The 12360-nt window shown below is 66.0% G+C and carries 10 protein-coding genes; 5 read left to right on the forward strand and 5 right to left on the reverse strand.

What is annotated here, in order from left to right:
- Positions 1–33 precede the first annotated feature (33 nt).
- Together VT03_RS15795 and VT03_RS15800 are read left to right on the forward strand one after the other, a co-directional pair.
- Positions 34–240: a hypothetical protein gene (locus tag VT03_RS15795; RefSeq protein ID WP_156514535.1), complete on the forward strand. Its 207-nt coding sequence runs from the start codon at positions 34–36 to the stop codon at positions 238–240.
- Between the two features lie 275 nt (positions 241–515).
- Positions 516–1877, forward strand: coding sequence for a transposase (locus tag VT03_RS15800; protein WP_075093863.1), 1362 nt, complete (start codon positions 516–518; stop codon positions 1875–1877).
- A gap of 78 nt (positions 1878–1955) precedes the next feature.
- Here the strand turns inward: VT03_RS15800 and VT03_RS15805 are convergent, their stop codons facing one another.
- A complete protein-coding gene (locus VT03_RS15805) occupies positions 1956–2852 on the reverse strand; it encodes a hypothetical protein (protein WP_075093864.1) in 897 nt (298 codons plus the stop codon).
- 202 nt (positions 2853–3054) lie between these two features.
- Between VT03_RS15805 and VT03_RS15810 the strand changes: the two genes are divergently transcribed.
- Positions 3055–5361, forward strand: a complete 2307-nt coding sequence (locus VT03_RS15810) for a DUF1592 domain-containing protein (protein ID WP_156514536.1) — start codon at positions 3055–3057, stop codon at positions 5359–5361.
- Between the two features lie 9 nt (positions 5362–5370).
- Here VT03_RS15810 and VT03_RS15815 read toward each other — a convergent pair whose 3' ends face one another.
- Positions 5371–6354 carry a hypothetical protein gene (locus VT03_RS15815; protein WP_075093866.1) on the reverse strand — a complete coding sequence of 328 codons (984 nt, stop codon included), beginning with the start codon at positions 6352–6354 and terminating at the stop codon, positions 5371–5373.
- 588 nt (positions 6355–6942) lie between these two features.
- Between VT03_RS15815 and VT03_RS15820 the strand changes: the two genes are divergently transcribed.
- Positions 6943–8109 (forward strand): 3-dehydroquinate synthase, encoded by a 1167-nt coding sequence (locus tag VT03_RS15820; RefSeq protein WP_075093867.1) that lies wholly within the window; start codon positions 6943–6945, stop codon positions 8107–8109.
- A gap of 109 nt (positions 8110–8218) precedes the next feature.
- On the opposite strand, the gene VT03_RS15825 is transcribed toward VT03_RS15820, so the two are convergent.
- The 3 genes from VT03_RS15825 to VT03_RS15835 all read right to left on the reverse strand — a co-directional run bounded on the left by VT03_RS15825 (position 8219) and on the right by VT03_RS15835 (position 10508).
- The gene (locus VT03_RS15825) at positions 8219–8710 is read right to left on the reverse strand and encodes a hypothetical protein (protein ID WP_156514537.1); all 492 of its coding nucleotides are present in this window, start codon (positions 8708–8710) and stop codon (positions 8219–8221) included.
- A gap of 256 nt (positions 8711–8966) precedes the next feature.
- A complete protein-coding gene (locus VT03_RS15830; RefSeq protein WP_075093869.1) occupies positions 8967–9323 on the reverse strand; it encodes a hypothetical protein in 357 nt (118 codons plus the stop codon).
- A gap of 513 nt (positions 9324–9836) precedes the next feature.
- Positions 9837–10508 carry a hypothetical protein gene (locus VT03_RS15835; protein WP_075093870.1) on the reverse strand — a complete coding sequence of 224 codons (672 nt, stop codon included), beginning with the start codon at positions 10506–10508 and terminating at the stop codon, positions 9837–9839.
- Between the two features lie 865 nt (positions 10509–11373).
- Between VT03_RS15835 and VT03_RS15840 the strand changes: the two genes are divergently transcribed.
- On the forward strand, positions 11374–12345 hold the full coding sequence (locus VT03_RS15840) for a hypothetical protein (RefSeq protein ID WP_075093871.1): 972 nt from the start codon (positions 11374–11376) through the stop codon (positions 12343–12345).
- Positions 12346–12360: the final 15 nt, after the last annotated feature.

Raw genomic sequence — 12360 nt, forward strand, 5'->3', positions numbered from 1 at the left:
CCGACACTACGTTCCTCCAGTTCGCGGATATCCATGTTTCGTACCAGTGGTTTGTTGATCCTCCTGTCGCTCGCACTTGTCAGTGGCTGCGGCGGCGGCGGGACTGCCAGCACGGAGTTGACGCCCGAGCTCGTTGAAGCGGCGAAGGTCCATGACGAGAAGGTCGCCAACGACGAGGCGGCGCACCAGAAGGCCCAGAAAGAGGCTCAGAAGGCCGAGGCGGCCGCGGCGAAGAAGTAGCCCGGCCGGCTGAGAGCCCTCTTTGGAAAGCAACACCCTGCCGGATCGGGATCACCGATCCGGCAGGGTGTTTTCGTTGAGTGATGATCGGGTGATGGTGGGGAGGCGGATCCCCTGGTCTCGGACCACGTCCTTGCCGGCACGACGTTGGTAGCTCAAACCCATCGTGCGACGGCGGCCGGGGTCAAGGGGGTACCCCTTTAAAGGTGAGCGAGTCAGTCCTTACCCTGTCTCTGTCTGGAGGTTGCGACGGACTCCTGGAGAGGACAACAGGGATGTTGCCAGCCGAAGTGTTGGAGCGTTTTGTCGAACGCTGTCCCGCCGCGGTCATGGTGCGGGCCGAGCGGCTGGATGAGGTCTTCCAGCGGGCCGCCCAGCGGCAATACAGCCGCCAGCTCCTGTTCTCGCAGCTCGTGGCGATCATGTCGGCTGTCGCCACCCGTTCGCAGCCGTCTGTCCATGCCGCCTATCTGGCGGCTCAGGACAAACTCGACATCTCACCCCAGGCCCTGTACGACAAACTTCGACGGCTTGAACCGGCCGTCACGGCCGCCCTGGTCCGCGAGACCGCCCGCGATGCCGCACGAGCCATCGATGCTCTGCCGGGCCTGCGGCCACCCGTGCTGACCGGGGGACTGAAGACGTACGACGTCTATTGTGTCGACGGGAATCACCTGACCAGCACGGAGCACCGGCTTGCCGAGTTGCGGACGACCCGCGAAGCGGCCCTCCCCGGACAGACGCTGGCCCTGCTGGACCTTCGTCGGGGGCTGATCACGGAACTTGTTCCCGGCGAGGATGGCCATGCCCAGGAACGCTCGCTCGTCCCGGAGCTGCTGGAGCGGTTGCGGAAGGGGATGGTGCTCGTCGCCGACCGGAACTTCTGCACGAGCCGGATCCTGTTCGGAATCGTGCAGCGTTCGGCCTTCTTTGTGATCCGTCAACATGGCTCGAACCTCTCCTGGGAGCGGGAGGGGAAGCGGCGGCGGATCGGCCGGACGGCGACGGGGATGATGTTCGAGCAGACTCTGGACCTGAACGATGAGGGCCAGACGCTGCCGGTCCGGCGGCTGACGATCGAACTGGACGGACCGACGAACCAAGGGGAGAGCGAAGTCCACATCCTGACGAATCTTCCGGCTGAAACGGTCCCGCCCGGCGAGGTGGTGGAGGCGTACCGCCTGCGGTGGACGATCGAAGAGGCGTTCCAGTGCCTGACGGACGTTCTGCGGTGCGAGGTGGAAACGCTGGGCTATCCGCGGGCGGCCCTGTTCTCGTTTGCCGTGGCGGTGGTGGCCTGGAACACGTATGCGGTGGTCAAGGGGGCACTGAAGTCGGTTCACGGCTGGGAGACGATCGAGGCGACGCTGTCCGACTATCACCTGATGCATGACGTGCTGCTGACGCACTGCGGCCTGGAGATCGCTGTGGAGGCTTCGGCGTGGTGCTGGCACCAGGGGTTGTGCCCCCAGGGGCTGGCGAAGGAGCTGGTTCGTCTGGCGAAGAGGGTGAAGTTGTCCCGGTATCCCAAGCGGAAGCGAGGTCCGAAACACCCGCCTCCCGCGAAAACAGGACGCCGCAACGATCACCTCTCGACCGCCAGACTCCTTGAGAAACGCAAACGCAAACGACCTTGAAAGGGGTAGCCCCTTGACCCCAGGCTGCCGTGGCACGTTGGGTTTGAGCTATGGGAGCCATGCCGGCGAGAATGCGGGTCAGCTCCAGTCCAGCCGCAGCACCTGCCCATTCGCAAACCCGACAATCACCCACTCACCCAACGGGTCGCAAGCCAGCGAATGTATGTCCGACGGCGCGCCCGTCGCCCACAACATCTCGCCATCCGAATCCAACCAGTACAGATACCGCTCGATCGTCGAGGCAACGATCCGCTGCGGCTCAAACGTCGCCGCCACCCGGTTGATCGTCCCCTCCAGCACATACGACCCGACATCCCCCCCATCACCGTCGTACGTCTGGATCCCGTGCGTGAAGCTCGCCAGATACAGCAAGTCGCCATCGCCCGTAATCACGAACGCCCCGACGTTGGCAAAGTGCTTCTCCTGCCAGAGCTGAGCCCCCGCCAGATTGTGGCAGCACAGGATGCCATGGTCCGCCGCCCCGAACAGCACCGGCTGAGCAGCCCCGAACTGCAGAAACGAAAGCGGCCGGACCGTCTCAAAGTGAGCCAGTCGCTTCTGCCGCTCGTTGTAAATCTGCACCCCCGCATCCGCGAGGCTCACCGCCATCTGGTTCCCGTACGGCGTAATCGCCACCGCCAGGCAGGCATCCGGAACCTCGGCCTCCCAGATCTGCTTGAGGGAGCGGTCGATCCGGCGGATCACGTTGTCGTTCGTGACAACTACCCCGGCGTCCCCGTGATCGCACCAGGCCATCCTCTGGACCGGCTGCCGGGTGCGGGTCATCGACAGGATCTTCCCGGCCCGGTCGATCCGCGTAATGGCTCCGGAGGAATCGGCGACGAACGTCTCCCCGGTTTCGCGAGCCAGGGCGAGGCCGACAAGATTGCCGTCGCACATCTGCCGCCACTTGAGCTTGGGCGCGATCCCCCGCCCTTCGCGTAGCCAGACATCGTCAGAGGCGGGAGTGGGCATGAAATCACGCAGCGGCGGAACGACTCTGTGATCGTAGGGGGCGGAACCACTTTGGGAAACGCAGGGAGCGGCTGCTTCGACTTCGCCCGTTTTCAAAACTCCGGGACTTCGACTTTCCCTCACGGACGCGGCCGGTGATAGAATGACGGGCCCTCCGGAAATGTCCCGCCTTCAGGCTCTTTCGATGGTTTTCCCGCCCTCCTTGCGTTCCTGCTTCGCCGCCGCGCTGCTCGCCGGATTCGCCGTCGTCCCCGCGACTGCCCGGGCCCAGGCCCCCAAGCCGGATCCCAGCGCGCAGCTCCGCTACGACCAGCACGTCGCGCCCTTCCTGAAGAAGTACTGCGGGGACTGCCACGCCGGCGACTCGGCCGAGGCGGGGGTCGCGGTCGACAAGCTGACCGAAAAGCTGGCGAAGACCCGCGACCGGAACCTCTGGAAGAAGATCGCAGTCCAGCTCGAAGGGGCGATCATGCCCCCGTCCGACTCGCCGCAGCCCAAGGCAGAGGAGCGGGACGCCGTGGCGGCCTGGATCCGCAACGTCGCCCTGCCGGTCGACTGCGGCCGGACGGTCGACGCGTTCCCCGGTCGGGTGACGCTCCGGCGGCTCAATCGGACCGAATACAACAACACGATCCGCGACCTTGTCGGTGTCGACTTCCAGCCGGCCGACCAGTTCCCGACCGACGACGTCGGCTACGGGTTCGATAACATCGGCGACGTGCTGACGATCCCGCCGGTGCTCTTCGAGCGATATTTGGAGGCGGCGGACGAGATCGCCGTGCGGGCCATCGCGGCGGGGGACGAGGAGTCCGCGCCGACGCACAAGTTCACCGCCGGAGCGCTCGGCTCGACCGACGGGGAAAAGGGAGGCGAAGTCGACGTCTCCGACAACAACCAGAAGTTCATCCTCCGGATCAAGGCCTATGGCGATCAGGCCGGGCCCGAGCCCTGCAAGATGGGCCTGCTGCTGAACGGGAAGCAGGGAAAGGTCGTCAACGTCACCGCCAAGCGGAGCGGCCCGCAGACCATCAACGAAGAAGTCACGTTGATGAAGGGGAAGCAGAAGCTGGCGGTCAAGTTCCTCAACGACTACTACAAGCCGGAAGATCCCGACCCCAAGATGAAGGGGGACCGGAACCTGCATATCGTCGAGCTGACCCTGATCGGGCCGCTCGGCGTCCTGCCGGATGAGCTGCCGGAATCGCACAAGCGGATCATCAAGAAGACCCCGCCCCCGAAGGCGACCCGCCCGCAGATGATCGCCGCCGCGAAAGCGAACGTGGAAGCATTCGCGACGAAGGCGTTCCGCCGCCCTGTCAAGCCGGAGGAAGTCGCCCGGCTGATGAAGTTCGTCGAGTCCGCCCTGGGGGACAAGCAGAACTTCGAGCAGGCGATGCGGCTGGCCGTCACCGCCACCCTCACGTCCCCGAGCTTCCTGTTCAAGATCGAGCAGGACCCGCTGAGCCAGCCGGTCCGTCCGCTGAACGACTACGAACTGGCGACGCGGCTTTCGTACTTCATCTGGAGCAGCTGTCCCGACGATGAGCTGCTCTCCCTGGCGGCGGCGAACAAGCTGGGGACGACCGAGGGCCTCAAGCAGCAGGTCCAGCGGATGCTGAAGGACCCGCGGTCGAAGTCGCTGTCGGAGAACTTTGCCGCGCAGTGGCTGCATCTGCGGCTGCTCGACCGGGCTTCGCCGGACCCGAAGCGGTTCCCGAGTTTTGACTCGAGCCTGCGGGAGGCGATGAAGACCGAGACGACGATGTTCTTCGACACGATCGTCCGGGAAGACCGGAGCATCCAGGAGTTCCTGACCGCCGACTACACCTTCGTGAACGGCAAGCTGGCCGGGCTGTACGGGATTCAGAACATCAGTGGCGACCAGTTCCAGAAGGTCTCGCTCGACACGACGCAGCGCGGCGGGCTGATGGGGCAGGCGAGCATCCTGACCGTCACCTCGAACCCGACCCGGACGTCACCGGTGAAACGCGGCAAGTGGATCCTCGAGAACCTGCTCGCCGCTCCGCCGCCGCCGGCTCCCGCCAACGTTCCGCCGCTCGAGGAGCCGGGCCGCAAGGAGATGAACGTGAAGTCGCTGCGGGAGCAGCTCGAGATCCATCGCTCGAACCCGTCTTGCGCGGCGTGTCACAAGATCATGGATCCGCTCGGCTTTGGCCTGGAGAACTATGACGCGATCGGCGCGTGGCGGACCAAGGATCGGGAGAACGCGATCGACTCCAGCGGGGAGCTTCCCGGGGGGAAGACGTTCAAAGGGCCGGCCGAGCTGCGCAAGGTCCTGGTGTCGCAGTTCAGCGACTTCCGGCGGTGCCTCGCGGAGAAGCTCCTGACTTACGCGCTGGGTCGCGGGCTGGAGTACTTTGACGAGTGCAGCGTTTCGGAGATCGCTGCCGCGGCTGAGAAGGGGGGAGACAAGTTCTCCGTCCTCGTGACCGCGATCGTCCAGAGCGACGCGTTCCGGAAGCGGGCCCGGAGTGCCATGCCGGAGTAGCGGATCGAGCTATTCGCCGCGGGCGTTCCGGACCTGGAGCATCGCCGCGAGCATCATCCGGCCGATGTCGTCGCGGCGTTCCTCGTACTTCTGTGTTTCGACGCTGCTGCCGTCGTAGTCCTTGGGGTCGAGGAACGGCGCCGGAATCCGGACGGCCGCTCCGGTGACGATGGGGCAGGCGGCGTCAGCTTCGCTGCAGACGAGGATGGCGGCGAAGTCTTCCCGGGGATTGGCCGCGTCGGAGTATTTCTTCGAGAACTCCACCGCCTCGGCGGCGGTGCCGGTTCCCCAGCGGATGCGGTAGCGGGGGTTGGGCTCGCCCGTCGTGCCGCGGGGGGCCTCGTCACCAAGGGGCATAACCTCGACGCCGAGGGAGGTGAGGGCTTTGATGGTCCGCGGGTTGAAGGCGGAGGGGGCGGTGCCGCCGCTGTGGAAGCGGATCTCGGGCATGCCGTAGTAGTCGGCCGCGAGGTTGCCGAGGGTGGAGCCGAGGATGCTGCGGCGGGAGTTCCCGGTGCAGACGACTGTGACGTGGATCGGCTGGCCGGCGGGGCGGGTGAGGATCCAGCGGGCGAGTTCGTTGGCGGCCTGCTGGTGGCGGGGCTTGAGCTGGTCGAGGCCGGTGGCGAGTGTCGCAAGAGCGTCGGCGGCGCCGGGGAGGAGTTCCTTGCGGGTGGAGGGGGTGTCGGTGTTCAGAGCGTTCTCCAGTTCGTCGGCGGAGAGGGCGGCGTCGGTGCCGGCGAGGCGTTGGAAGCGGGCCGGGGGGAAGAGTTCTTCCGCTTCGTCGGCGGTGATGGTGCGGTCCTTCTTGACGGCGTGGGAGAGGCGGGCTTTGAGGGCTTCGTCGTTTTCGGGGAGGGTCCAGCGGGGGAGACCCCAGCGATGGACGGCGGAGAGGGCGTCGACGTAGAGGCCGGGGCGCGGGTCGGCGGCGAAGGTGGCGGCCGGGGCGAAGAGAGAGAGGGCGAAGAGAGCGATGCCGGGACGGAGCATGGTTGGTTTCCTGGGGACCGCGCGATTCTGACGGTCGTACAACGGAGAGGCCAGTCAGAAGCGCTCTTGCCGGCACGGCGATGCTCGCTCAAACCCAACGTGCGACGGCAGCCTGGGGTCAAGGGGGCCACGCCCCCTTGCCGCCGGAGGCGCTTCCATGAGGAACCGTGGTAAACAACGGGCGTCCCCTTTGTGGAATCCGCGTGGAGGACGCCCTCAATTTGCACCGCTCCCTTTGCAATCCCCGCGTGTTGGTGAGGGGGCATACGGCACGTTGTTCGCGATTGGATACGCACGCCTTCCGACGGTGTCCGACGAGCCAGGCCTCCGGCGGGCAAGAGGGCGTTGCCCCCTTGCATCCCCCACCAGGGTGCCCCTGGACCCGGTGGGTTGTGAGGTCGCGCGAATCACCGCTCGCCGGCTAACAAAAAGTCCACATCAGCACGGGTTGATAATTGCCCCGGCATCGCCCCAGAATGGAACGTTGCGGCCCACATCCGCCGTTCAACCGACATCGTCATTGACCGTGACGGCAGGCCGACAGGAGGCCGCCCGCCAACACGGACCAAACCGGAATCCGCTGCGTTCATGTCGTTCGAGTCCTCCGCCTTCGACGTCCCCTTCCAGGTCCCCTTCGTCCATCGCCTCCGGGTGACCCGCGACGTCTTCGGCCCCGACCAGCAGATCCTCGCCGAACTCCTCGAACCGAGCGCCGCCGGACCCGCCCGGATCCAGTTCTGGCTCGACGAACAGATCGCGACCGCCCAGCCCCAGCTCAAGTCCCGGATCCGCAAGTTCGTCAGCGATCACGCCGACCGGGTCGTCATGCCCGGCAACATCCAGGTCGTCCCCGGCGGCGAAGCGGTCAAGAACGACATCCACCTCCTGGAGATGATGCTCAAGTGCATCAACGCCGCCGACCTCGACCGGCGGAGCTACATGGTGGTCATCGGCGGCGGAGCAGTCCTTGACGCCGTCGGCTTCGCGGCGGCCATCGCCCACCGCGGCATCCGCCTCATCCGCCTCCCCACCACGACCCTGTCCCAGGCGGACTCGGGCGTCGGCGTCAAGAACAGCGTCAACCTGTTCCAGAAGAAGAACTGGGTCGGCACCTTCGCCGTGCCGTGGGCGGTGATCAACGACGCCGTCCTGCTCTCGACCCTTCCCGATCGGGACTTCCGCTGCGGATTCTCCGAAGCGGTCAAGGTGACATTGCTCAAGGACGCCGAGGGCTTCGAAGAGGTGAGCCGCCTCGCGACGCGCATCCGGCAGCGCGACATGACCGCGGCGGCGCCGGTCATCCTCCGCTCCGCCCGGCTCCATCTCGACCACATCACCCGCGGCGGTGACCCGTTCGAAGCGCTCGAGGCCCGGCCGCTCGACTACGGCCACTGGTCGGCCCACAAGCTGGAAGTGATGTCGAACTTCGAGCTGCGGCACGGCGAGGCGGTTGGGATCGGCGTGGCGGTCGACACCGTCTACTCGTCACTCGTCCACGGCTTCCCGGAGGCAGACGCGCAGCGGGTCCTGGAGTGCCTCACGAACCTGGGTCTGCCGGTCGACCATCCGGTCCTGCACGACACGGACGTTCTGTTCCGCGGCCTGGAAGAATTCCGGCAGCACCTGGGCGGTCGGCTGACGCTGACGATGCTGCCGCGGATCGGGCAGAAGATCGACGTCCACGAGATCGACCGGGCGAAGATGAAAGAGGCGATCCGCCGGGTGCGGGACGCTCATCGCGTCTCGGTCGGTTGATCGTCGCCGATCGGCGTCCCTCTGCGGCGACAAGGGTTCAGCCGCAGAGGAGCCCGGAGCACAGATCCGAAGCAGGCCCGGGGCGAGAAAGCCCGGAGCGGGACGAAGCTCACTTCTTTTTCTTCTTCTTGGGCGCTTCTTCCTCTTCGAAGTCGTCCATCGGCAGTTCGTCGTCGCTGAGAGCGAGTTCGTCCTGGCTGAGGGCCAGGTCGTCGTCGATCGGCTCCATGTTGTCCATCGGTTCGCTGACGCCGCTGGCGACCGAGTCGTCATCCAGCTCGCCCGAGACGTTCGAGAGGCCCGAGCCGTCTTCCGCCGCTTCAACTTCCGCGCCGGAGACGTCCGCGTCCCCGGAGGGGATGGCGGCGGTCTTGGCGACCGAGCCCTTGTCTGCCGCCGGGGCGGACTTCATCAGGACCAGCGTTCCGACCGGGAAGAGGGCCATGATCACGGAGATCACGGCGGTCCCCCAGACAACCGCCATCATCATCGTCGGCATGCTCTCCGTGTGCTGCAGCCCGGCCATGATCGTGAGATAGGCCAGGAGACCCGCGGGGAGAGCCATCACGAGGGATGTGGCGGCGACTTGAGTCTTTCCCATGTCTGGCAACCGATGCTGGATCGACGGATATGAGGGGCAACAGAAGGCCGAGGGACGGACCGGCCACCCGAACAGCCTACCCTGGGCGCGCGACGGCACTCAAGACGCTGCTTTGCGGATGCCGTCATCCCATCGTCGAAACCCTACGGAAATCTCAGGCCATTGCGGGGTCCTGGAGGGATTGTCCGTTTTTGACGGCGGGCCGCCGCACGATCGGGATAACCGGCCCGCGGCGGGGGCGGCGCATTGCGGTGGGTCAGGTCCGGCCGCGGCGGAACTCTTCGAGGGGATAGTCGGGCAGCGCCGGGCGTTCGACCGCGAGTTCCTGAAGACGCTGCCAGCCGCGCGTCAGGAGCGTTTCCCGCTGGCGGACGAAGGCGGGATCGAGCTCTGCCTTCGAGAAGATTCCTTCCACGACGACGGGGGTGAAGGCGGGGTCGACGATGAACTGGGCGTTCGTGGGGTTACAGCGGATGTGCCGCTCTGGAGTGGCCAGGAGCGCCCGGCCGTCGAGTTCTCCCGTGACGTAGCGGAGGTAGAGATCGCTTTCGGTGATGTCCTCGACTTCGTCGCCGCAGACGTCGCAGAGGTAGCCTTGATCGCATTGAGCCATGGTGACGGCGGGGTGGCGGGGTGGCGGAGTGACGTGGAACCGGCAATCCCGCAGTGTACCAACCCGGCGTTTCGCGAGGGGAGATGCGAGCCCGACATCCAAGGCATTCGCCAATGGGGGCTCATTCACCGGGTCCAGGGGCACCCTGGTGGGGAGTGCAGAGGGGCAACGCCCCTTTGCCCGCCGGAGGCCTGGCCGTCGAGGGATGTCTGAAGGAGCACGTATCCAAGCGCGCACGCCGTATCGAATGCCCTCTCACCAACCCGCGGGGATCCAGATCGAGCGAGGAGTTCCCAGCGCCGCTCTCACAAAGGGGACGCCCGTTGTGTCCCACGGTTCAGCAAGGAAGAGGCCTCCGGCGGCAAGGGGGCGAGGCCCCCTTGACCCCAACGGCCGTCGCACGTTGGGTTTGAGCTATCGAGTCGTGCCGGCAAGGACGCCCTTCGAGACAAACAAAAAACCCCCGGCATTGAACCGGGGGCTCCTGTCAGGACATTCGATGGCAGACCGGGATTACCGGTAATTGACACCGTATTCCATCGGCAGGTCAGCGGCCCGTCCGCGGAACGGAGGAACGTAGGCCGGGTTCACGTTCGGGTTGGGGTTGGTCCAGACCGGCTGCGTGGCCGTCGGGCTGTAGATCGGCTGCGTCGTGTAGTTCACCGGCTGCGTCTGCGAGGTGTAGTACGGCGAGGTCGCGGCACCGGTCGGGGCGTAGTAGTTGCCGTTCGGAGCGTAGACCGGAGCCGTCACCGGGAAGCACTGGCCGTTGACGCAGTTCATGTTGCAGTTCCCGTTCGGGCAGGCCCCCGTCGGGCACTGACCGTTGACGCACTGGCCGGTCGGGCAGATACCGTTCGGACAGCTCGGGTTCACACCAACCGCGTTCGGGTAGGCGTTCACCGGCTGGACGTAGTTCGCCTGGTTGTAGGCCGGCTGCGAATAACCCTGCTGCGGGTAGTAGTAGGTATTCGCGACCGCCGGGGCGTAGTTCGTCTGGTAGCTGACAGGGCGGACGTTCGGGCACGTCCCCGTCGGGCAGGACTGAGTCGGACGATAGGTCGGCTGGTTGAACCACGTCAGCGGGTTCAGAAGCGACGGCTGCTGGGCGTGGGTCGCGGTGGCGCCGGCGGTACCAAGGACGAGAGTGGCGAGAGCGGACTTGAGGAAGAGGCGGGCGTTCATGGAGAGGTCCTTTCTGAGGGTCACCGGGAGTCACTCGGAGACTGCGATGTGCAGGTTGTCGAGTGCCGTCCGGATTGGTTGTCCCGAGTGGCGTTTGTCCCGGTGACGTGGAATCAGAAAAGCACCACCCATGCCAGATTTGTGGGATCACTTCGATGTTAAAGTTGAACGGCAGTTGTCGCCGGACGGATCGGAAGGTGGGAGGGTGGCGAAGACCTTGCGGGCGCGGTGCGACAATGGACTGGCGAATGTTGAAATCAAAATGAGAACAGGCCGTGTCCCGCCGAATGCAACTTTTTCAAGGACGGTTCCGCAAAACGACAGTTCGCGGTTGTGCGGTGTTTGACAGAGTGTCGCGACGTTCCGTGGCCGCCGGTCGGAACGGGCCGCACGAGAGCGCGGCCTCGCGAAGGGAGCAGGACAGCCGGGGCCCAAAAGAAGAACCGCGGCGAAGAGCCAAGCTCTCCGCCGCGGTTTGGGAAAGGCGTCCAGCACAGACGGTCGCAGGCCGGGATCAGCGGCCGCGGGGCGGGGTCTCAATCCGCCGGTCCGCGTGGAACGGGTGGTCCTGAGCGACCACCGGGCTCGATTGCGTCTGGTTCTGATTAACCACTGCAATCGTCATAATCGGACTAATCCGCACAAGGCGCGCCGTCGGCACAGGCCGGAGATTCTGCAGGCCAGTCTTCGCCGGGATCTGCCCTCCAAGATCAGGTATGCATGGCAGTTGCGGCGAGACCCGCAGTGGCACGCCGCTCGACGGCCGGGATTGGCGCAGAGGCGACTGTTTCGGACTGTTATCGTTTCGCGCTGTCGCTGTTTCGTCTCGTTGGCGCGCGATCATTGCCGGAAGCGGAGGCCCCACGTGAGCCGGTTCCCCTCTGTTGTCCGTCGGTCGCTGGCGGGGGCCGTCGCGGTCGTGCTCGCCGGCGCGCTGATCGGTCCCTCGGCCCACTCCCAGGTCGGACCGCTGCTCCCCCCTCCGCCAGGAGACCGGCGTCCGGATCCCGCTCCCGCCTTCGATCCACAGCCGACCCCGGCCCTCGCGCCGCTCCCCCCGCTGCCGGCCCCAAGGCCGGGACCTGCCGTTCCGGAGCCGGGTCCGGTCCTGCCGCCGCCGATCGACCCGAACCTGGGCCGTCCTGTCGCGCCGGATGTCGAGAGTCCGTCGTACGTCGCCTGGGAGGAGATTCTCCGGGCGCTCGCCCTCTCGCTGTTTCCGCCCAACTTCGAGCGGGAGATCGACTGGGGGAAGCAGAACCGGACCTTCAATGGCATCAACGCCGACATCCGCAACGGGCAGCTGCGGCTCGCCAAGCGGACCACCATGGTCAACCACGGCTTCTGGCGGAAGTACCGCGTCACGCCCGTCGATCCCGCCCGGAACTTCGTCCTGACGATCCGCGACCTGGGAGAGCGCGATGATCGGCAGTACCTCTACATCTCCGCGCAGTTCAAGGCGGACGTCGAGGCCCGCTTCGAGTTCTGGACCCTCGGCGTCAAAGGGCTCAACGGGAGCCTGTGGGGCGTCGGGACGATGCGGATCGACGTCGCCTGCAGCTACAAGATCGAGCCCGCGGTCGACAACGGCCTCCCGGCGATCCGACTCGTCCCGCAGATCGACGGCGTGAACCTGACGCTCGTCGAGTACACGGCGCGGAAGATCGGCCCGCTCCGGGGCGAGATGGCCGATGCGATCGGCGACGGCAGCCGCGCGATCCTGCGGGAGATCGTCAACGGCCAGGAGGACAAGCTGCTCGTGAAGCTGCGGGCCGCGGTGGAGAAAGAGAAGGGGCGGCTGACCGTTTCCCCCGGCGCCTGGCTGTTTGCGAAGTAGGGACCTGGGAGCGAC

It is taken from the genome of Planctomyces sp. SH-PL14 (genome assembly GCF_001610835.1).
Classification (GTDB): Bacteria; Planctomycetota; Planctomycetia; order Planctomycetales; family Planctomycetaceae; genus Planctomyces_A.